A 20,702-nucleotide genomic window follows, 5' to 3' on the forward strand; every position below is an offset into this window, starting at 1 on the left:
ATGGGTGCACGCGAACCGCTGGCGCTGACGTCTGCACAGTACGGCATCTGGCTCGGTCAGCAGCTTGATCCGATGAGCCCTGCCTACTGGACCGCGGAAGCAGTGGAATTGACAGGAAAACTCGACGCAGGCCAATTCGAGAATGCGCTGCGCCAGGCGATCGCCGAATGCGAGGCCCTGCATCAGTGCTATTTCAGCGACGGAGAACACGCCTGGCAGCAGTTCGCCCCCCGCGACAACTGGGTCCTCGGCAAGCTCGTTCTCGACGAAGCTGCGGCGCAGGCCTGGATGCTGGCAGACTTGCGTCAAACCGCCGACCTTGCGGGCGGACCGGTGTTCGCCAGCACCCTGCTGGAGATCGGCCAGGACCGTACCTTGTGGTACATGCGCGTGCATCACGTGGCACTGGACGGCTTCGGCTATGCGCTACTGGCCCAACGTGTCGCCACCTTGTATTCCAGTTTCGTTGCTGGAATCACACCGCCCGCGCCGCGCTCAGGTTCCCTGGCGCCGGTTGTGGCCGAGGATGCGGCCTATCTGGCCTCTGCTGCGCACCAGCGCGACCAGGATTTCTGGCTGGCCCATTTGCGCGATGCGCCGCCGCCCGTCCTGCTCGCGCCATCGGCGCCCGCCTCGCACGACGTGCTGCGCCGGCGCGGCACCCTTTCCACGGCGTCCCTCGAGCGCTGCAAGCGCATTGCGCAGGCGGCAGGCACCGACTGGACGGCGGTGCTGATCGCCACGTTCGGGGCATGGTTGCATGCCGAGACAGGCGCACATGAGCTGACGATCGGCTTGCCAGTGATGGGAAGACTGGGCTCTGTCGCGCTGGGTGTTCCCTGCATGGCCATGAACATCGTCCCGCTTCGCATGAAAGTCGATTCCTCCGTGACGCTCACGCAGTTGTCGCAAGCCGTCGCGCAGGAACTGCGCCACGTGCGCCCACATCAGCGCTATCGGTACGAACATCTGAAACAGGCGCTGGGGCTGGCCGGCGGCCGCCAGCGGCTGTTCGGCGCAGTCATCAACATCATGCCGTTCGACCGTCCACCGGTGTTCGGCCCGCTGACCGCCTGCGCGCATCCTGTATCAGCCGGCCCTGTGGAAGACCTCTCCCTTACCATCGCACCGCGCGCGGATGGCGTGCGCTGCGACCTTGAGGCAAATCCGGCCGCGTACGACACGCCGCGAGTTCAAGCACTTCACGCCGCATTTGTCGCCTTGTTCGAGAAGCTGCTTTCGGCACCGGACGCGCCCCTGGCCAGCATTCTCCCGCCACCGCCGGCGCCCGCGCTGCTGCAGGGCGAGGCGCTGGTCTGCGCGCCGGAACAGGTTCTGGCCGCCCTGGCGCGTCATGCCGCCGCCACGCCGCAGCAGATCGCGCTGGAACAGGACGGTGTGTCGATCAGCTATGCCACTTTGCTCGCCGAGGTGCGATCCCTTGCGGCAGTTCTGCGCGAGCGCGGGGTCGGCCCTGATTCGCGCGTCGCTCTGCTGTTGCCGCGTGAACCACGTACCATCGTTGCGCTGCTGGCGGTCCTGTGGGCAGGTGGTGCCTACATACCGCTCGACTCTGCCGGCCCGTCGTTGCGCATCGCGACGGTGCTTGCCGATGCCGCGCCGCAGCTGGTAATCACCTTGCGGCACCTGGCGTCGTTAGCCAGTGGCGAAGTGCTGATTCTGGACGACGCGAACGCATCAGCGGCCGCGATGTTCGAAGCCGCAGCACATGCCGACCTGGCCTATGTCATCTACACCTCCGGCTCCACGGGGCGGCCGAACGGCGTGATGGTGGACCGCGACGCCCTTGCCCACTTTGTAGCCGCAGCCAGCCTGCGCTACCACATCAGTGCTGGTGACCGCGTGCTGCAATTCGCGCCCCTCCACTTTGACGCCAGCGTGGAGGAGATCTTCCTGCCGCTGTGCACGGGCGCCACGCTGGTGCTGCGCAACGATGCAATGATCGAGTCGCTTCCGCAGTTTCTCGATGCCTGCGCCGAGCGCCGCATCACGGTACTGGACCTGCCCACCGCTTTCTGGCACGAGCTGGCCTGGTGCGTAGACCAACAACAGGGCGCCTTGCCGGACTGCGTACGGCTGGTCATCATCGGCGGCGAGGCAGCCATGGCAGCGCGTGTCGCGCAATGGCGCTCGCACGCAGTGCTGCTCAATACGTATGGGCCAACGGAAGCGACGGTGATCTGTACCACTGCGGTTCTGGCCGGACCCGGCGCAGCGCCGATTGCGGATGCAATCCCGATCGGAACCCCACTGGCCGGCTTGCGCATGGCGGTGGTGGACGACCGTTTGCAGCCAGTGGCCGCAGGCCAGGAAGGTGAGCTGTGCCTGATCGGCCCGACGCTGGCGCGCGGCTATCTGGGCCGCCCGGAATTGACAGCACAACGCTTTGTCATGCTCGACGCCCTGCCTGATGCGCCACGCGGCTATCGCACGGGCGACCGGGTGATCTTGGGCAGCGACGGACAGTTGCGCTACCTGGGCCGCCTTGATGGCGAGCTTAAAATCAGCGGGCAGCGCATCGATCCGCTGGAGATCGAGGCGGCCTTGCTGCAGTTTCCAGGGATGCGCGAAGTGGCAGTGGTAGCAGACGACAACAAGCGCCTGACCGCTTTCATGGTCGCCGCCGATCCCTTGCCACCTGCGCCGGCACTACGCGCGTTCCTCGCCAAGCACCTCGCTGGCGCTGCCATTCCCTCGTTCTACGCAACTCGCGCAAGCCTGCCGCGCAATCACAATGGCAAAATCGACCGCAAGGCGCTGCTGCTCGATGCCGCAATGCCAGATGCGCGCACCAGCGCTGCGGCGAGCAAGCTTGAAGAAGCGGTCATGCAGGTGTGGCGCGATGTTCTTGGCATCGATATCCTGCATATTGACGACGACTTTTTTGCACTGGGCGGCAAATCGCTGCAGGCCATCCAGGTTGCAAACCGCCTGGCCATCGCCCTGCAGCGCGAAGTGGCCGTAGCATCTCTGTTTCGCCACTCGACGGTCGCGGCGCTGGCACAGTCCCTGAGCACACTCGCCGGCCACGCGCCGCCGCCCAACGCGCAAGGTGATGAACTCGCCCCTCTCCTGCCGATTCAGCCGGGCGTGGGAGCGCCCCTGTTTTGCATTCACCCGGCCGAGGGTCTGGCATGGTGTTACCTCGGCCTTGCACGCCACCTGCCCGGCACGCCAATCTTCGGCATCCAGGCACGCGGACTGTGTGGCGCGCTACCGGCGGATGCTGACGCGATGGTAGACGACTACGTGGAATTGATCAGGTCTGCGCAGCCCCACAGCCCATACCGCCTTCTCGGCTGGTCTTCCGGCGGCGGTCTTGCGCATGCCATTGCCACGCGCCTCCAGGCCGCTGGCGAAAAAATCGCACTGCTGGCGATGATGGACGCCTATCCAAGCGATATCTGGGAAGGCAAGCCAGAACCAGCGGAGCGCGACGCCGTGATGGCGCTGCTGGACGTGATTGGCGCTTCGGCAGTCGACGAGCATGGCGAACCACTCGAACGCGAGGCGCTGCTGGCGCGTTTCCGCGAGCCTGGCAGCACACTGGGTGCAGCGACTCAAACGCAGCTGCTGCGCATGATTGATACGGCGCTTCACACCATGCGCATCTACCGCGGCTTGCGGCACCAGCGGTTCGACGGCGGCCTGCTGTTCTTCCGCGCCGCGGAGCGCAACGCAGGTGCGCCTGAATGGTCGGCCTGGTCGTCGTATGTAAGCGGCCAGGTGGATGTGATCGACATCGCGAGCAACCACAATTCCATGAGCCGCCCGGCACCGCTGGCCCACATCGGGCGCACGCTGGCCGCACGGCTCCTTCATGATCGAGGTCCCGCATGACAAACAAACGAACTCCTCCCCGCCTGCTGCGTGTTGTGCGCACCGAACAATTGAGCCCATCCATGCGACGCGTCGTGCTGGGTGGGCCCGAATTGACCGGCTTCCCGGTCGATTCAGCTGGCGCCCATATCAAACTCCTGCTGCCGCGCCCGGGGCAAATACAGCCCATCCTTCCCACGCTGGGTCCGGAGGGCCCGGTCTGGCCGCCAAACGATGTAAGGCCCATTGCGCGAACTTATACCGTAAGCAGCTACGACGCGAAGGCAGGTGAGCTTGCCGTCGATTTTGTACTTCACGACGATGAGGGGCCTGCTTCGCAATGGGCCACGCGCGCACGGGAAGGCGACGCGATTGGCGTTGCCGGACCGGGCGGGCCGCGCCGCTTTGTGCCGGACGCAGCGTCCTATCTATTGTTGGGTGATCCAAGTGCCGTGCCGGTGCTGGCCGCGGTGCTTGCCAACCTGCCCGACCATGCAAGCGGCCATACGTTGATCGAAATCGGGAACCACGCTGACGTCCAGAATTTGAAACGGCCCGCCGGGGTTGAACTGGTCTGGCTGGTACGCGGTGCGCAGCGACCTGGCGACAGCACCTTGCTGCTGGACGCCGCGCGCGCACTGGACTGGCCAATGGAGCCGGTGTCGGTCACGCTGGCAGGGGAAAGCCGGCAAGTCGTCACGCTAAGGGACTATTTGCTGCACGAGCGTGGCGTCGCCGCGGACGCGATGTATGCCGTGCCTTACTGGAAAGACCGTCACACAGAAGAGGCGTATCACGCCGAACGCCATCAGATCATGGACCGATTCGAGGCCGAAGAAAAAATGGAAGCGACCGCATGAAAATTATCCCTCTGATCCTGGCCACGATACTGGCCTTGCCCGCCATGGCCGCCGAACGTGTTGTACTTGACGCGCTTGAACGCAAAGCGAGCGTACCGCAAACGCCGGTGCGCGTGCTGACAATGTCCGAACTCGATCTGGACGCCCTGCTCGCACTCGGCATCAAGCCGCTGGGCGCCACACGCGGGCGTGGTCAGCAATCGATGCCGCGCTATCTTGGCAAAGAAGCAGGCGCCATCACCAGCGTGGGCAATTTTGCCAGCCCGGTTCCCGATCTAGCCATCGCTTTGCAACCCGACTTGATTCTTGCAGGGGGCGTGCCGGATCCAGAACTGCTGGCACGCTTGTCGAAGATTGCGCCCACCGTTGTCACCTACCGCCCCGGCGAGAATTGGCAAAGTGCCTTGCGCCGCATCGGCGCGGTGGTGGGTAGATCAGCGCAGGCGGAATCGGTGCTGGCGGCATATTCGCAGCGCGTTGCGAAGCTGAGCGAGCGCTTGCAAAAGCAGCAAGGCGCCAGCGTCAGCGTGGTCCGCTGGAATCCGCAAGGCCCGGCCTACATGCTGCGCGACGCCTTTGCCAGCCTGGTACTGGCAGACCTGAAGCTGCGCCGACCCGCCTCGCAGCAGCAAAGTGGCGCCGCCCATTCGCCGCCGTTGAGCATGGAGGCACTGTCGCTGATTGATGCCGACTGGCTGTTCATCGGCACGCTCGACGGCACGGCGGACAAGGCACTCGCCACCGCGGCTGCCAGCCCGGCCTTCAGCCGACTGAGCGCGGTTAAACAAGGCCGCATGCGGGCCGTGGATGGCAGCCTCTGGACCGGCCCCGGCGGGCCGCTGGCGGCCAACGCGCTTCTCGACGACATTGAAAAGGCGATGCTGGCTCGATGAACCGTGCTGCATATCCGGTGCTAATCCTGTGCACCGCCATTCTGATGATTGCCTCCATGGCGAACGGCGCCGGTACACCCGGGTTGGCGGATCTGTTTGCACTGTCGTCCGGTAGCGAGGCAGCGATGATCATTCTGGATTTGCGGCTGCCGCGCACCCTGGCAGCTGTGCTGGTTGGCAGCGCACTTGGCGCTGCGGGCATGCTGATGCAAGCGGTGACACGTAATCCTCTGGCCGAGCCGGGTCTTCTGGGCGTCAACTCCGGTGCCGCCCTCGGGGTGGTCGCCGGTATCGCATGGGCTGGCGCGGCTGCCGGACCGGGATACCTGGTATGGGCTCTCCTGGGCGCGTTGGTAGGCAATGGCTGCGTGCTGGCCGTGGCGCACGTTGGTGGGAGCGTCAAAGGGCCGCTGCGGCTCGTGCTTGCCGGGATTGCGCTAGGCGCCACCTTTCACGGCGCCAGCTCCGCAATCCTTCTGAGCGAGCCTGCCGGGTACGACCAGTACCGTTTCTGGGTGCTTGGCTCCCTGGCTGGGGCAACGCAGACTGCCATCGCATGGGTTGCAGCACCGATCCTGGGCGCGCTGATTGCAGCGCTGATGCTGGCACGCCCATTGTCCGCGCTGCAGCTTGGGGACGACAGCGCGCGTGCACTGGGCCACAGGCCCGCACTGCTGCGTGCCGCCGTTGCAGTGGTCGCGACGCTACTTACGGGAAGCGCCGTCGCGCTGGCCGGTCCGATCGCATTTCTTGGATTGCTGGCGCCGCATCTGGCGCGCGCATGCAAGCCGGGGACTCTTGCACAACAGATCGCGCTCTCGGCGATGCTGGGTGCCGCATTGCTGCTGCTTGCCGACCTGGGCGCGCGTTTGTTCGCCCAGCCGTTCGAAACGCCAGTGAGCGTGATGACGGCCATGCTTGGTGCGCCACTGCTGGTCTGGCTGGCACGAAGGGGCAGCCTGTGATCGGCCTGCACGCGATCGAGCCAGGGATACTGGCCGCGCGCGGCCGACATTGGTCAGTGATTCTGTCCACACGCGCGTTGTGGACCACGCCGGCGCTGCTTGCGGCACTGATCGTATTGTCATGCATTGCCTTGTGTGCCGGGCCGACCTGGCTATCTTGCGCTGAACTGTACGCGGCGCTGACAGGTACCGGCCCCACCGGCCTGCAACTGCTGGTGAACGAATTGCGCCTGCCACGCATCGTGGCGGGCGTTCTGGCCGGCGCGGCGCTCGGCTGTGCAGGGTGCCTGATTCAGGCACTGAGCCGCAACCGACTCGCAACGCCCGACATGCTGGGTGTATCGGATGGCGCTGCGCTTGGAATTTTCATCGGACTGGCCGCCGGTGGCACGGGCCTGATGGGGCCGTGGTGGGTGGGTCCACTTGGCGCGCTCGGCGCCCTCGCGCTGCTTGCATTGGCCGCTGGCCGCATTGGTCCTTCTGTGCTGATCGTTGGCGTAGGCGTGGCCAGCCTGCTGCGCGCGCTGACGGAGCTGGCACTGTCGCGCCAGGAGTTAATGCATGCGAGTGCCTTGTACACATGGAGTGTCGGCAGTCTGACGGGACGGGGCTACGCTGCTGCCCTGCCGCTGGCGGCGGGACTTTTGCTGCTGCTCCCATTGGCTTCCATGCTGTCACGCCGCCTTGCATTGCTGGGCCTTGGGCCGGATCTGGCAAGCGCACTTGGTGTGCCGCTGCGGGCTACCCAATGGCAGGCGCTGTTTCTGGCAGTGATCCTCTCTGGATTGGCCGTCGGTGTGTGCGGCCCTATCGCTTTCGTCGCGCTTGCGGCGCCATACATTGCAACGCGACTTCAAGGTGGCATCGCACCAGCCGCCAGTGCCGTGAGCGGCGCCATGCTGGTGCTTGCCGCTGATGCCTTGGGGCGCATTGTGCTCGATGGCGCCGAGCTGCCTGCGGGCGTGATTTGCAATCTGCTCGGTGGCCCTTTCTTGTTATGGCTGGTGCTCAGCGAACGCGCAGGAGAATCAAATTGAAAATCGAGGGACTCATTGCCTCGCATGGCAATACTCAAATCCTCAAAGGTATCGACCTTGTCATCGCACCCGGTCAGGTGACGGTGATCGCCGGACCGAATGGCTGCGGCAAATCCACGCTGCTGCGCTGCATGGCGCGTTTGCACCGTCCCGACACCGGCACGCTCAGTATCGACAGTCAGGAAATATGGTCGCTGTCAGGCCGCGAGGCGGCGCGCCGTATCGCCTTGCTGCCGCAGTCGCCGCTCACCCCTGAGGGGGTGACGGTGGCGGCGCTGGTTCGCTATGGCCGCCATCCACACCAGTCGCTGTTTCGGCAATGGTCCGATGCCGATGAACGCGCGGTCGAACAAGCCCTGCGCGACACCGGCACGCTCGACCTGGCCAGCCGGCCGCTTGAACAACTGTCCGGCGGCCAGCGCCAGCGCTGCTGGCTTGCCATGGTGCTGGCGCAGGCGACGCCGCTGCTGCTGCTCGATGAACCAACCAGCATGCTCGATCTTGGACACCAGGTGGAGGTGCTTGAACTGGTGCGCACGCTGGCCAGGAACGGCAGACAGGTGGTGATCGTGCTGCACGATCTGGGCGCAGCGGCGCGCTACGCGGACACCCTGGTGGCGATGCAGGCCGGGCGGATTATCGCTGCGGGTTGCCCGCGCACGATCGTCACGCCGGCACTGGTGCGTCAGTTATACAAGGTTGACGCAGATGTGCTGTACGCGCCCGGCGATAGCGCCCCGGTGGTGATGCCGCGCGCACGTGTCGAACCCATTTTAAAAACAGGATAAGGAACAAGCATGCAATTTCACGGAAAAATTGCCATCGTCAGCGGCGCAGCGCAAGGTATTGGCGCAGCCGTGGCCAGGGCTTTGGCACAACGGGGCGCCATCGTGGCCGGATTCGACATCAGGGGAGTGCGCAAGGAAGAAGTGGCGCTGGGGCTCGCGGTGGATGTCGCCGACAGCCAGGCTGTCGATAATGCCGTTGACAAGGTGGAAGCGGAGCTGGGCCCGGTCGGCATTCTGGTCAATGTGGCTGGCATTTTGCACGCCACGCCGGCGCTGCGCATGACCGATGCGCAGTGGGACCAGACCTTCAATGTGAATGCCGGCGGCGTGTTCCGCCTGAGCCGCGCGGTTGCCACGCGGATGGTCGCACGCCGCAGCGGCGCGATCGTCACGGTTGCATCGAACGCTTCGTCTGTACCGCGCCAGCAGATGGCGGCATACGCGGCGTCCAAAGCCGCCTCGACCCAGTTTACCCGCTGCCTCGGCCTGGAGCTGGCCGAATTCGGCATCCGCTGCAATGTGGTCTCGCCCGGGTCCACCGACACCGAGATGCAGCGCCAGCTCTGGACCAATCCGGACAGCGAGCGCCAGGTCATTGCCGGCAGCCCCGCCAGCTACCGGGTCGGCATTCCACTCGGGCGCATTGCCAGCGCTGCCGACATTGCCGACGCAGTCTGCTTCCTTGCCTCGGACAGCGCGCGCCACATCACAATGCACGATTTGCGCGTCGATGGTGGCGCGACCTTGTAGCGCTAGCCGATCTGGATCCAGGTGGTCTTGAGCTCCGTGTACTTGTCGAACGCATGCAGCGACTTGTCACGCCCATTGCCGGACTGCTTGTAGCCGCCGAACGGCACGGTGATATCGTCGCCGTCGTACTGGTTCACGTGCACGGTGCCGGCGCGCAGGGCGCGCGCTGTCTGGATGGCGCGGCTGATATCGCGCGTCCACACGGCCGCCTGCAGGCCATACGGCGTGGCGTTGGCTTGCCGCACAGCGTCGTCGATATCGGTAAAGCTCAGCACCGACAGTACCGGGCCAAAAATCTCTTGCGAGGCGATGCTCATGCTGTTGTCGACCTGATCAAACAAGGTGGGTGCAATATAGAAGCCGCCCGAGTCTTCGCGCGCAGCCGCACCGCCAAACAGCAGCTTGGCGCCCTCCTGCTTGCCCTGGTCGATGAAGCCCATCACGGTCTTCATCTGGGTCGCATCGACAATGGCACCCATGATGGTTGCCTCGTCAAGCGGATCGCCAGGCTGGAAGCGCGGCAGCATCGGCAGCGCTTTTTCAAGAAACGCGTCTTTGATCGATGCTTCCACAAACAGGCGCGATGGCGCGTTGCAGCTCTCGCCCTGGTTGAAATAGATCGAGCCAATGGCGGCGCTGACAGCCGCGTCCAGATCGGGGCAATCGGCACACACGATGTTGGCCGATTTGCCGCCCAGTTCCGTCCAAGCGCGCTTCAGGTTGGACTGGCCAGCCATTTGCAGAATCTGTTTGCCAACCCTGGTCGAACCGGTGAAGCCGATGCAGTCAACATCCATGTGCAGCGCCAGCGCGGCGCCGGCTTCGTGCCCGTAACCGGGAACCACGTTGAAGACGCCGGCCGGAATGCCGGCTTCGAGCGCGATTTCGGCCAGGCGCAGCGCCGTCAGTGGCGATTTTTCGGACGGCTTGAGGACCACGCTGTTACCGGCTGCAAGCGCCGGTGCGATCTTCCAGGCTGCCATGATCATCGGATAATTCCACGGTACGATGGCAGCCACCACGCCCACGGGCTCGCGTGTGATCAGCGCCAGGCTGTTGTCAGCCGTGGGCGCGATCTCGTCGTAGATCTTGTCGATCGCCTCGCCGTACCAGCGGATGCAGTTGGCTGCCGCCGGCACGTCCACGCTCTGGCTGTATTTAATGGGTTTACCCATGTCCAGCGTTTCGAGCAGTGCCAGCTCTTCGGCATTGTCCAGTATGAGGTCGGCGAATTTGATCAGGATGCGCTTGCGCTGCGCCGGCGCTTTGCCGGCCCAGCGCTTGTCCTCGAACGCGGCGCGGGCAGCTGCCACGGCCAGATCCACATCGGCGCCGTCGCATTGGGCCACCGCACCGAGCAGGCGGGCGTCGATGGGCGATAAATTGTCAAAACGGCGCTCGGAACGGGACCACACGCGTTCGCCGCCGATAAAGGCGCGCCCGTCCGTTTCCAGCGCTGCGGCGCGGTCATGCCATTGCTGTTCTGCCATTACATCCTCCGTTTGTCCGCTTCGGGCCAGCGCTTGCACGGGTGCGCAACGGCGCACTGTCGCGTCGATGCAGCGCGCTGGCGGTTTTTCAATTACTGTGACACTTTTGACAGGATTCACCGGATATAATCCACGGATTTTCCAGCCGTCTTTCATTTCCCTGCGGCACTATTCAGCCTTTGTTTCCTCTGGAGTAAACATTACATGAATTACACACTGATCACCTGTGTGGTGCTGTACATGCTCGCCACGCTCGGCATCGGCGTCTGGGCGGGCACGCGCATCAAGAACACGGCCGATTTTGCGATCGCCGGCCGCAGTCTGCCGCTGATCATGGTGATCACCACCACCTTCGCGACCTGGTTCGGCGCCGAGACGGTGATGGGGATCCCCGCGCGCTTTGTCCAGGGTGGCCTCAATTCGATTGTTGAAGATCCGTTCGGCGCCGGCACCTGCCTGATTTTGGTCGGTATGTTCTTTGCCGCGCGCCTGTACAAACTCAATCTGCTCACCATTGGCGACTACTATCGCCAGCGTTACGGCAAAGGCGTGGAGGTGTTCTGCTCGGCCGCCATCATCCTGTCCTACCTGGGCTGGGTGGCCGCGCAAATCACCGCGCTTGGCCTGGTGTTCTCGGTCCTCACACAAGGCCAGATGACGGAAGCCTGGGGCATGATCATCGGTACCCTGCTGGTGCTCATCTACGTTGTAGCCGGCGGTTTTCTGGCCGTCGCCGTGACCGATTTCATTCAAATGATCGTACTGGTGATCGGCCTGTCCGTGATCGCCTTCTTCTCGGCCGACCTGGCTGGCGGTGCCGACAAGGTCATCAACATGGCCAACCAGAAGGACTTGTGGAACTTCCTGCCGCCACCGACCTTCCATGATGTCGCTTTCTTTATTGGTGCGGCACTGACCATGATGTTAGGTAGTATTCCGCAGCAGGACGTGTTCCAGCGCGTGATGTCGGCCAAAAACGCCCCGACCGCGCGCGCCGGCGCCATCATCGGCGGCGCCAGCTACATCATGTTCGCTTTCGTCCCGATGTTCATCGTCGCTTCCGCCGTGCTGGTCATGGGCGAGAGCGGCATGGACATGGCCAAGAACGACTACCAGCGCCTGCTGCCTACTTTTGTGATGACCAAGATGCCGCTGGTGATGCAGATTCTGTTCTTTGGTGCGCTGCTGTCCGCCATCAAGAGCACGTCGTCGGCCACCTTGCTGGCGCCTTCGACCAGCTTTGTCGAAAACATCTACAAGCACCTGCGCCCAGGCCTGACTGACCGTCAGCAGCTGTTTGCGGTGCGCTGCACGATCATCGTGTTCGCGGCCCTGGTGCTGGCGTATGCGATCAAGATGAACGGCACGCCGATTTACGATCTGGTGTCGACCGCTTATCAGGTGACGCTGGTTGCTGCCTTCGTGCCGCTGGTGATGGGCTTGTACTGGAAGCGTGCCACCAGCCAGGGGGCGATTGTGTCGATTGCCTGCGGACTGACGACCTGGATTGTTTACTTCCCGCAGATTTCCACCTTTGGCGAACACTTCCCAGGGCAGCTGGCCGGTTTGATTGCGGCCTTGGTGGGGATGTTTGTGGGGTCGCTGACGCCGCAGGTGTTGACAGACTTAAAGGAGCGCTAACAACATCGTCCTCGCGAAGGCGGGGACCCATAACCCGTTATCGAAGTTGTTCAGCGTGCTATAGGCCCCCGCCTTCGCGAGGGCGATGTGAGTTTATAGCCAGCCGCGCTGGCGGATATCGGCAAGGGTGGCGTCCAGAGCCGACCTGATACGCGTGATCATTTCGTCGATCTGCGCCGTCGTCATCACCAGCGGCGGCGCGATGATCATCCTGTCGCCCACCGCCCGCATGATGATGCCGTTGTCGAACATGTAGCCGCGGCAGACCATCCCTACCCCAAGATCGGGATTGAACAGCACGCAGTCATGCGGCTTGTCGGCGCGCTTTTTCACCAGATTAAGTCCCGCCACAAAACCAAGGCTGTTGGTGTAGCCCACCAGCGGATGGTCACCCAGCGAAGCAAATTTCGATTTCAGATACGGCCCCGTTTCCAGCGCCACCTGCTGCACCAGCTGCTCTTCCACGATGATGCGCAGGTTTTCCAGCGCCGCGGCGCAAGCCACGGGATGCCCGGAATAGGTGAAGCCATGATTGAAGTCGCCACCTTTTTCCGTCAGCACCTTGGCCACGCGGTCGCCCACCAATACGCCGCCCAGCGGCACATAGCCTGATGTGACGCCCTTGGCAAAGGTGATCAGGTCGGGCTTGATCTGCATGAGTTCCGACGCAAACCACGCGCCCAGTCGCCCGAAACCGCAAATCACTTCATCGGCAATGAGCAGCACGCCGTACTTGTCGCAGATGCGCTGGATTTCTGGCCAGTAAGTGGCCGGCGGAATGATCACGCCGCCCGCGCCTTGCACGGGCTCACCGATAAATGCGGCTACCTTGTCGGGACCGATTTCCAGAATTTTCCGTTCCAGCCAGCCGGCAGCGACGATGCCGAATTCGTTCTCGCTCATGCCCTGGCCCGACTCGAACCAGTTGGGCTGGCCGATATGTTCAATACCCGGCAGCGTGCCGGCCTGCTCGTGCATGCCTTCCATGCCGCCCAGGGCGGAGCCGGCAACCGTGCTGCCGTGGTAAGCGTTGTAGCGGCTGATGATGGTGTGGCGCCCAGGGCAGCCCAGCAAATCCCAGTAACGCCGCACCATGCGCAGATTGGTGTCGTTCGCTTCCGACCCGGACCCGGTAAAGAACACATGATTGAACTGCGGCGGCGACAGTTCGACCAGCAGCGCGGCCAGGTTCACGGCCGGGATGTTGGTGGTGTTGAAGAAGCTGTTATAGAAAGGCAGCGTCTCCATCTGGCGATACACCGCTTCGGAAATGCGCGTGCGGCCATACCCAACATTGACACACCACAGGCCGCTCATCCCATCGAGGATCTTGTTGCCTTCGGAATCCCAGAGGTAGATGCCTTCGCCGCGCACCATGACGCGCACGCCTTTTGACTTGAGCGCGGCGTGATCGGTGAACGGGTGCAGGTAGTGGGCGGCATCGAGCTGGCGCAGCGCCGCGGTGTCGTAGACGTCGTTGACAGCAGCCTTGACGGAAGCCAGCACGCTGGCGGCCGGGACTAGGGATTGGGGTGGCATGATGGACCTCGCTTTTTATTGTGTTGGAATCAGACGTGCAGCAGCAGGTGCTCGCGCTCCCACGGACTGATGACGGTCATGAATTCCTGATGCTCCAGGTCCTTGATGGCGGCGTAGACGTCGATAAAGCGCTCGCCCAATACGGTGCGCAGCTTGTCCTCGGCGCGCAGCATGTGCAGCGCTTCGGGCAGGCCCTGGGGCAGCTCGAACGGCATTTCGTAGGCGCTGCCGGTCATCATCGGGGTAGGCTCGAGCTGCTCGGTCATGCCAAGGTAGCCGCAGGCCAGCGTAGTGGCCAGTGCAAGGTAGGGATTGGCGTCGGCGCCGATGATGCGGTTTTCCACTCGCCGGTCCTGCACACCCGATTCGGGAACGCGGAAGCCCACGGTGCGGTTGTCCAGCCCCCACTGAATGTTGATCGGCGCGGCCGTGTGACGCACGATGCGGCGGTACGAGTTGACGTAGGGTGCGACGATGGCCATCGCCGATGGCATGTAGCGCTGCAGGCCGCCGATGTACTGTTTGAACAGTGCCGACGCCGAGCCATCCTCGTTGCTGAAGATGTTCATGCCGGTCTTGGTGTCCACCACGCTCTGGTGGACGTGCATGGCCGATCCCGGCTCGCCCGCCATGGGCTTGGCCATGAAGGTGGCGTACATATCGTGCTTGAGCGCTGCTTCACGCAAGGTTCGTTTGAAGAAGAACACCTTGTCGGCCAGGCCAAGCGGGTCGCCGTGCTGGAAGTTGATCTCCATCTGGCCGGCGCCGATTTCGTGAATCAGCGTGTCGACGTCCAGGTTCATCAGATCGCAGTAGTCGTAAATGTCTTCGAACAGAGGATCGAATTCGTTCACGGCGTCGATGCTGTAGACCTGGCGGCTGGTCTCGGCGCGGCCGCTACGGCCAATCGGCGGTTTCAGCGGCAGATCCGGATCGGTATTCTTGGCGGTCAGGTAGAACTCCAGCTCTGGCGCCACCACCGGCTTCCAGCCCTTATCTTCATACAGCTTGAGCACGCGCCGCAGCACGGTGCGCGGCGCAAAATCGACCAGCTTGCCGTCAGCGAAATAGCAGTCGTGGATCACCTGCGCGGTGGGGTCAACCGCCCACGGCACCATGGTGATGGTGGTGGGATCGGCCTTGAGGATCATGTCGCGGTCGGTGGTGGAAATGGCGCGGTCGTACGGTCCGTCCGCAACGGGGTAATTGCCCGTCACGGTCATGCCCAGCACCGCTTCCGGGATGCGCATGCCGCGCTCCTGGGTAAATTTTGCGCGCGGCAGAATTTTGCCGCGTGCGACACCGGTCAGGTCGGGAATCAGGCATTCGATTTCCGTGACCCGTTTTTCGTTCAGCCACAGATCCATGTCTGTGTACGTAAAGTTTTCGCGAATTGCCATATGGTTCTCTCTGAAGTTTTGCTCAAACGCCCGGCCGCGTTGGGCCGCGTGCGTGCTTTTGGAACTGGAGGATGGCAAGCGAAGCTAGGGAATATGACTCCCATGGCGCGCCCGGTAGGCGCGGCAGGCATCGCCGAAGGCGCCGAACATGCGCATTGAATCCGGGTTCTCGGCCAGGCGCCATTCGGGATGCCATTGCAGCGCCAGCGAGAAGCCGGGCGCCGACGGCACCGAAAACGCTTCGACCAGGCCATCGGGCGACCTGGCTTCCACCGCGATGCCGGGCGCCAGGCGATCGACACCCTGGCCATGCAGGGAATTGACCATGGTTTCGGTGGCGCCGCCCAGTATTTGCTGCAGCATGCCGCCCGGCTCGAGATGAATCTTGTGGGCCGGGCCGTACTGGTCGTCAATCGACAAGTGCGGATTTTCGCGGTGGTCCATCTTGCCTTCGACCTCTTGCACCGCCTGGTACAAGCTGCCGCCAAGGGCCACGTTCATTTCCTGAAAACCGCGGCAGACGGCGATGATGGGAATGCCCCGCTCCAGTGCCGCACGAATCAGCGGCAAGGTGGTCGCGTCGCGCGCCTGATCCTGCGGCAGCTCGGGATCATAGACATCTTCGCCGTAATGGCTGGGATGCACGTTCGATGCCGAGCCGGTCAGCATGACGCCGTCGCATACGGACAGCATGGTTTCCAGGTCGAGCCTGCCACCCAATGCCGGCACGATCAGGGGCGCACAAAGCGCGCCGCTGACGACTGCTTCGACATATTTGATCTGCGCCGCGTAGTAGGGATGGTCTCCTAATTGCCGCGTGCATGCTGGGACGAGGACGATTGGACTGCGCATGATGCCTGCTTTGGGTTGGGCACTCGGTTCATCATAATTCCAAATTCCCTCGCTGGCGAGTGCCTGTTGATCTACATCAAACTGGTATCCAGCTTACCCGGAAGGGCGAAATAATGCCAACACGACAGGTTTTTAGGCGTTCCCCGTAGGCAATTCTGAGGCAGAGGAGGAGGCAGGGAGCGGGATTTTTCTCTGGTTGGGACAACGCTGCGCGCATACGCACGATTCGGTGCGCATGTGGCCGAAAACGCCTCGAGAATGCGCGAAGCCGCCGCGGGAGCGCACGATTTACATACGATTTCGCGCGCGCGCTCCACGATTTTGCGCGACAGGGGCATCGCGCAAAATCGGGCCACGGCATCGTGAAAAATCGCGCTCGATGCGTGAAAAATCGTGCGCAAATCGTGCAGTCGCGCGTCGTCTGCGTGGGAACCCGTGCGCGAATCGGCCGGTCCCGCGCATATCGCGCATTTGCGCGCGGGGTTGGCGACTTCCCCGAAAAATCGCCTCCCCAGGTCCGCTCTCCGGCACCGGACAACATGGCAACAGGCATGCGCGCTTTGCGCTAACATGTTCGTTTCGCCATTCTTCCTCAAGGTGCGCCATGCTCAAGCTGAAAGACCCTTCCCTCCTGCGCGAGCAGTGCTTCATCAACGGCGAATGGAGCGCGGCCGATGATGCCAGCACCATCAAGGTGATCAATCCCGCCACCGGCGAAACGCTGGGAACGGTGCCGCACATGGGTGCGGCAGAAACGAAGCGCGCAATTGACGCAGCAGGCGCGGCATGGCCAGCATGGCGCAAAAAGACGGCCAAGGAACGCAGCGTCATCTTGCGCAAGTGGAACGACCTGATGCTGGAAAACGCCGACGACCTCGCCCTGATCATGACAGCCGAGCAAGGCAAGCCGCTGACTGAGTCAAAAGGCGAGATCGTCTACGCGGCCTCGTTCATCGAGTGGTTTGCCGAGGAAGGCAAACGGGTCGAAGGCGACACTTTGCAGTCACCCTGGCCTGACCGGCGAATGGTGGTCACGAAGGAGCCGATTGGCGTGTGTGCGGCCATCACGCCGTGGAATTTCCCGGCGGCGATGATCACGCGAAAAGTTGGCCCAGCGCTGGCAGCCGGCTGCCCCATGGTGGTCAAACCGGCCGAGCTGACCCCGTTCTCGGCGCTGGCGCTGGCGGTGCTGGCCGAGCGTGCAGGCGTGCCGAAGGGTGTGTTTAGCGTCGTCACGGGCGACTCGAAAGCCATCGGCGGCGAGATGACCTCCAACCCGACGGTCCGCAAGCTGACCTTCACAGGCTCGACGCAAGTCGGCCGCATTCTGATGGAGCAGTGCGCGCCAACGATCAAAAAACTGTCGCTCGAACTGGGCGGCAATGCGCCGTTTATCGTGTTTGACGACGCCGATCTGGATGCAGCGGTCGAAGGCGCCATCGCGTCCAAGTATCGCAACGCCGGCCAAACGTGCGTGTGCGCTAACCGCATCTACGTGCAGGACGGCGTGTACGACGCCTTTGCCGACAAGCTGGTGGCGGCGGTGGCCAAGCTCAAGGTCGGCAACGGCCAGGAAGACGGCGTGACGCAAGGCCCGCTGATCGAAGAAAAAGCCGTGCTCAAAGTCGAACAGCATATTGCCGATGCGCTGGCCAGGGGCGGACGTCTGCTCACCGGCGGCAAGCGCCACGCGCTGGGCCACAGCTTCTTCCAGCCGACCATCATCGCCGACGTTGATTCAAGCATGCAGGTGGCGACCGAAGAGACGTTCGGACCGCTCGCGCCGCTGTTCCGCTTCAAGACGGAAGAAGACGTCATTGCCATGGCCAACAATACCGAGTTCGGATTAGCGGCCTACTTCTACGCACGCGATATCGGCCGTGTGTGGCGCGTGGCTGACGCGCTGGAAAGCGGCATGGTGGGCGTGAACACGGGCCTCATTTCGAGCGAGGTCGCGCCGTTTGGCGGCGTCAAGCAATCGGGTCTGGGACGCGAAGGTTCGCGCTACGGGATCGAGGATTATCTGGTGGTGAAGTACGTCTGCATGGGCGGGATTTGACGATCAGTCCTTGGGATATTGATCGTACTTGCGCGCGTCGCCGCGCACTATATCGGCTGGATACTTGGCGCGGTTGAGGACCATTTTGTCCTCGACCGCTTTGCCTAGATCGATGTCGAGCTTGTCGGCCAGGCGCACCAGGTAGACCAGCACGTCCGCCATTTCGTGGGCGACTTCCTGGTGGCGTTGTTCACCGAGTTCGGCGCGCACGCCGGTGTGCAGCCATTGGAAATGTTCGAGCAGCTCGGCTGCTTCCACCGACAGGGCCGATGCGAGGTTCTTCGGCGTGTGGAACTGGTCCCAGTCACGTTCTGTGACGAAGGTGCGGACGGTGTCGCGGATGGCGTGCAGGTCGTTGGTGCTCATGGCTGTTTCTCAGATCGAAGGTGGTATGGGGCTGGCGCATGCGCCAGCACCTTCGCGAGGGCGATGTGTTGGCTGCAGCACGTCGCCCTCGCGCAGGCGGGGGCCCATACCATTTGAGAGTCGAGACGGCGCCGGCCACGGTCACCGGCTGCATCCCCGCAGTTCCCCTTGGCTTCTCTATTGCTCGTTGTACTGCGCCAGCCGCAACGACAGCGTCGGCGCCAGCTCTTCCGGCGAACTCACGCTCATGCCCAGATTGCGCAAAATGCCATCGTGCAGGCCATACACCCAGCCATGCACGTGCAGCTCCTGGCCGCGTTCCCAGGCATCCTGCACCACGGTGGTTTGCGCGGTATTGACCACCTGCTCCACCACGTTCAGTTCGCACAAGCGGTCCGCGCGCGCCCGCGATGGCAAAGCATCGCCCAGATACTTCTCGTGCTTTTGCGCGACGTCCTGCACGTGGCGCAGCCAGTTGTCGGCCAGGCCCACGCGCTTGTTGACCATGGCCGCGTGCACACCGGAGCAGCCATAGTGGCCCACAATGATGATGTGCTTCACCTTGAGCACATCGATCGCAAACTGCAGCACCGACAGGCAGTTCAGGTCGGAGTGCACCACGACGTTGGCGATATTACGGTGGACGAACAACTCGCCCGGAGCCAGGCCCAGTAATTCATTGGCGGGCACACGGCTATCGGAACAGCCGATCCACAGATATTCGGGCGACTGTTGCGCCGTCAGTCCCTTGAAGAAGTTCTCGTCCTTGGCAACCATGCTGCTTGCCCAATCGGCGTTGCGCTGCAGTAGTGCGTCAATGGCCAATGTTGTTTTTGCGTCCATGGGATTCCTGATGATTGATGCGCCGCCGTCCTGCCGCGGCAGCAAATTCGGCGATTTTTTATGGGTCCCCGCTTTCGCGAGGACGATGCAGCTCAAAAAAAACCGCTGGAACCTTACGGCACCAGCGGTTCCGAGACCGTCATTTTATTCGAAAAAATCTTTAACCTTGTCCATCCAGCCTTTGCTCTGCGGGCTGTGCTTGGCGCCACCTTCCACGGTCAGGCGCTCGAACTCCTTGAGCAAGTCCTTCTGCTTGTCGGTCAGCTTCACCGGCGTTTCGACTGCAACGTGGCAGAACAGATCGCCCGCGTAGCCGGAACGCACACCCTTGATGCCCTTGGACTTGAGACGGAAGGTCTTGCCCGACTGGGTGCCTTCAGGGATCGTGAACGATACCTTGCCAGACAATGTCGGCACTTCGATCTCTCCGCCCAGCGTGGCTTTGACGAACGAGATCGGCATTTCGCAATGCAGGTCGTCGCCTTCGCGCTGGAATACGGCGTGCGGCTTGATGTGGATTTCAACATACAGGTCACCTGCCGGGCCGCCGTTGGTGCCTGGTTCGCCGTTGCCGGACGAGCGGATGCGCATGCCGTTGTCGATCCCGGCCGGGACCTTCACTTCCAGCGTCTTGTTGCGCTTGATCCGTCCCTGGCCGCCGCACGGTGTGCACGGGTCGGTGATGACCTTGCCGCTGCCATGGCATTTCGGGCAGGTCTGCTGGATGCTGAAGAAGCCCTGCTGCATGCGTACCTGGCCATGGCCGGCGCACGTGGTGCAGGTGGTGGGCGAGGTGCCGGGCTTGGCGCCGCTGCCGTGACAGGTTTCGCACTTGTCCCAGCTTGGCACGCGGATAGTGGTATCAAAACCGTGCGCGGCCTGCTCGAGAGTGATCTCGAGGTTGTAGCGCAGATCGGCGCCGCGGTACACCTGCGGGCCCGAGCTGCGGCCGCGGCCACCGCCGCCGAAGATGTCGCCAAAGATGTCGCCGAAGCTGTCAGCGAAGCCGCCGCCGCCGCCAAAGCCGCCACCACCGCCACCCATGTTCGGATCGACGCCAGCGTGACCGTAACGGTCATACGCTTCGCGCTTTTCCGGATTGGTCAGCATTTCGTAGGCTTCTTTGACTTCCTTGAACTTCTCTTCCGATTCTTTACTGTCCGGATTGCGGTCCGGATGGTATTTCATCGCAAGCTTGCGATACGACTTCTTGATTTCTTCTTCCGAAGCATTCTTGGCGACCCCGAGGATCTCGTAAAAATCACGCTTTGCCATTTGTCGGCACCTTGCTGTCTGACTGAAAACGTACTTCGTTTATGCAAAAAAACCGAGCCGCAATGGGCTCGGCCGTATCGAGGGGGCCGCCCGCAGGCGGCCAC

Annotated in this window: 16 protein-coding genes; 9 read left to right on the top strand and 7 right to left on the bottom strand. The window is 62.9% G+C overall.

From position 1 onward, the window contains the following. Genes BUC24_RS21995 through dhbA form a run of 7 tightly spaced genes read left to right on the top strand, consistent with a single transcriptional unit; the run spans position 1 to position 9,133 of the window. Positions 1 to 3,861, top strand: coding sequence for a non-ribosomal peptide synthetase (locus BUC24_RS21995; RefSeq protein ID WP_073222023.1), 3,861 nt, complete (start codon positions 1 to 3; stop codon positions 3,859 to 3,861). Beyond that, complete coding sequence (locus tag BUC24_RS22000) at positions 3,858 to 4,700, top strand: siderophore-interacting protein (protein ID WP_073222026.1); 843 nt, start codon at positions 3,858 to 3,860, stop codon at positions 4,698 to 4,700. Before BUC24_RS21995 ends, BUC24_RS22000 begins: the two co-directional genes overlap by 4 nt. Beyond that, the gene (locus BUC24_RS22005; protein WP_073222030.1) at positions 4,697 to 5,593 is read left to right on the top strand and encodes an ABC transporter substrate-binding protein; all 897 of its coding nucleotides are present in this window, start codon (positions 4,697 to 4,699) and stop codon (positions 5,591 to 5,593) included. Before BUC24_RS22000 ends, BUC24_RS22005 begins: the two co-directional genes overlap by 4 nt. Continuing rightward, positions 5,590 to 6,558 (top strand): FecCD family ABC transporter permease, encoded by a 969-nt coding sequence (locus BUC24_RS22010; protein ID WP_073222032.1) that lies wholly within the window; start codon positions 5,590 to 5,592, stop codon positions 6,556 to 6,558. Before BUC24_RS22005 ends, BUC24_RS22010 begins: the two co-directional genes overlap by 4 nt. Further along, positions 6,555 to 7,595, top strand: coding sequence for a FecCD family ABC transporter permease (locus tag BUC24_RS22015; protein WP_178372601.1), 1,041 nt, complete (start codon positions 6,555 to 6,557; stop codon positions 7,593 to 7,595). Before BUC24_RS22010 ends, BUC24_RS22015 begins: the two co-directional genes overlap by 4 nt. Further along, complete coding sequence (locus tag BUC24_RS22020) at positions 7,592 to 8,383, top strand: ABC transporter ATP-binding protein (RefSeq protein WP_229448556.1); 792 nt, start codon at positions 7,592 to 7,594, stop codon at positions 8,381 to 8,383. Before BUC24_RS22015 ends, BUC24_RS22020 begins: the two co-directional genes overlap by 4 nt. A gap of 9 nt (positions 8,384 to 8,392) precedes the next feature. Continuing rightward, complete coding sequence (gene dhbA, locus BUC24_RS22025; protein ID WP_073222035.1) at positions 8,393 to 9,133, top strand: 2,3-dihydro-2,3-dihydroxybenzoate dehydrogenase; 741 nt, start codon at positions 8,393 to 8,395, stop codon at positions 9,131 to 9,133. A 2-nt stretch (positions 9,134 to 9,135) separates the two neighbouring features. Here dhbA and BUC24_RS22030 read toward each other — a convergent pair whose 3' ends face one another. Continuing rightward, the gene (locus BUC24_RS22030) at positions 9,136 to 10,623 is read right to left on the bottom strand and encodes an aldehyde dehydrogenase (RefSeq protein ID WP_073222036.1); all 1,488 of its coding nucleotides are present in this window, start codon (positions 10,621 to 10,623) and stop codon (positions 9,136 to 9,138) included. Between the two features lie 204 nt (positions 10,624 to 10,827). Here BUC24_RS22030 and BUC24_RS22035 point away from each other — a divergent pair, with 204 nt between their 5' ends. Further along, complete coding sequence (locus BUC24_RS22035; RefSeq protein WP_073222039.1) at positions 10,828 to 12,264, top strand: high affinity choline transporter 1; 1,437 nt, start codon at positions 10,828 to 10,830, stop codon at positions 12,262 to 12,264. 93 nt (positions 12,265 to 12,357) lie between these two features. Here BUC24_RS22035 and BUC24_RS22040 read toward each other — a convergent pair whose 3' ends face one another. The 3 genes from BUC24_RS22040 to BUC24_RS22050 all read right to left on the bottom strand — a co-directional run bounded on the left by BUC24_RS22040 (position 12,358) and on the right by BUC24_RS22050 (position 16,055). Then, positions 12,358 to 13,803 (bottom strand): aspartate aminotransferase family protein, encoded by a 1,446-nt coding sequence (locus BUC24_RS22040; protein WP_073222041.1) that lies wholly within the window; start codon positions 13,801 to 13,803, stop codon positions 12,358 to 12,360. 29 nt (positions 13,804 to 13,832) lie between these two features. After that, positions 13,833 to 15,203 carry a glutamine synthetase family protein gene (locus BUC24_RS22045; RefSeq protein ID WP_073222044.1) on the bottom strand — a complete coding sequence of 457 codons (1,371 nt, stop codon included), beginning with the start codon at positions 15,201 to 15,203 and terminating at the stop codon, positions 13,833 to 13,835. 84 nt (positions 15,204 to 15,287) lie between these two features. Then, positions 15,288 to 16,055, bottom strand: a complete 768-nt coding sequence (locus BUC24_RS22050; protein WP_073222047.1) for a gamma-glutamyl-gamma-aminobutyrate hydrolase family protein — start codon at positions 16,053 to 16,055, stop codon at positions 15,288 to 15,290. Positions 16,056 to 16,659: 604 nt separating this feature from the next. Here BUC24_RS22050 and gabD point away from each other — a divergent pair. Next, positions 16,660 to 18,114: an NADP-dependent succinate-semialdehyde dehydrogenase gene (gabD, locus tag BUC24_RS22055; RefSeq protein ID WP_073222049.1), complete on the top strand. Its 1,455-nt coding sequence runs from the start codon at positions 16,660 to 16,662 to the stop codon at positions 18,112 to 18,114. A gap of 3 nt (positions 18,115 to 18,117) precedes the next feature. Here gabD and BUC24_RS22060 read toward each other — a convergent pair whose 3' ends face one another. The 3 genes from BUC24_RS22060 to dnaJ all read right to left on the bottom strand — a co-directional run bounded on the left by BUC24_RS22060 (position 18,118) and on the right by dnaJ (position 20,598). Next, the gene (locus BUC24_RS22060; RefSeq protein WP_073222052.1) at positions 18,118 to 18,480 is read right to left on the bottom strand and encodes a nucleotide pyrophosphohydrolase; all 363 of its coding nucleotides are present in this window, start codon (positions 18,478 to 18,480) and stop codon (positions 18,118 to 18,120) included. Positions 18,481 to 18,657: 177 nt separating this feature from the next. Continuing rightward, the gene (can, locus tag BUC24_RS22065) at positions 18,658 to 19,323 is read right to left on the bottom strand and encodes a carbonate dehydratase (RefSeq protein ID WP_073222054.1); all 666 of its coding nucleotides are present in this window, start codon (positions 19,321 to 19,323) and stop codon (positions 18,658 to 18,660) included. Between the two features lie 144 nt (positions 19,324 to 19,467). Next, the gene (dnaJ, locus tag BUC24_RS22070; RefSeq protein ID WP_073222056.1) at positions 19,468 to 20,598 is read right to left on the bottom strand and encodes a molecular chaperone DnaJ; all 1,131 of its coding nucleotides are present in this window, start codon (positions 20,596 to 20,598) and stop codon (positions 19,468 to 19,470) included. Positions 20,599 to 20,702 lie beyond the last annotated feature (104 nt).

This window comes from Massilia sp. CF038, assembly GCF_900129765.1.
Lineage (GTDB): Bacteria > Pseudomonadota > Gammaproteobacteria > Burkholderiales > Burkholderiaceae_D > Telluria_A.

Coding starts and splice junctions, on each gene's coding strand:
- BUC24_RS21995 (WP_073222023.1), top strand. CDS start 1: ATGGGTGCACGCGAACCGCTGGCGCTGACGTCTGCACAGTACGGCATC.
- BUC24_RS22000 (WP_073222026.1), top strand. CDS start 3,858: ATGACAAACAAACGAACTCCTCCCCGCCTGCTGCGTGTTGTGCGCACC.
- BUC24_RS22005 (WP_073222030.1), top strand. CDS start 4,697: ATGAAAATTATCCCTCTGATCCTGGCCACGATACTGGCCTTGCCCGCC.
- BUC24_RS22010 (WP_073222032.1), top strand. CDS start 5,590: ATGAACCGTGCTGCATATCCGGTGCTAATCCTGTGCACCGCCATTCTG.
- dhbA (WP_073222035.1), top strand. CDS start 8,393: ATGCAATTTCACGGAAAAATTGCCATCGTCAGCGGCGCAGCGCAAGGT.
- BUC24_RS22030 (WP_073222036.1), bottom strand. CDS start 10,623: ATGGCAGAACAGCAATGGCATGACCGCGCCGCAGCGCTGGAAACGGAC.
- BUC24_RS22035 (WP_073222039.1), top strand. CDS start 10,828: ATGAATTACACACTGATCACCTGTGTGGTGCTGTACATGCTCGCCACG.
- BUC24_RS22040 (WP_073222041.1), bottom strand. CDS start 13,803: ATGCCACCCCAATCCCTAGTCCCGGCCGCCAGCGTGCTGGCTTCCGTC.
- BUC24_RS22045 (WP_073222044.1), bottom strand. CDS start 15,203: ATGGCAATTCGCGAAAACTTTACGTACACAGACATGGATCTGTGGCTG.
- BUC24_RS22050 (WP_073222047.1), bottom strand. CDS start 16,055: ATGCGCAGTCCAATCGTCCTCGTCCCAGCATGCACGCGGCAATTAGGA.
- gabD (WP_073222049.1), top strand. CDS start 16,660: ATGCTCAAGCTGAAAGACCCTTCCCTCCTGCGCGAGCAGTGCTTCATC.
- BUC24_RS22060 (WP_073222052.1), bottom strand. CDS start 18,480: ATGAGCACCAACGACCTGCACGCCATCCGCGACACCGTCCGCACCTTC.
- can (WP_073222054.1), bottom strand. CDS start 19,323: ATGGACGCAAAAACAACATTGGCCATTGACGCACTACTGCAGCGCAAC.
- dnaJ (WP_073222056.1), bottom strand. CDS start 20,598: ATGGCAAAGCGTGATTTTTACGAGATCCTCGGGGTCGCCAAGAATGCT.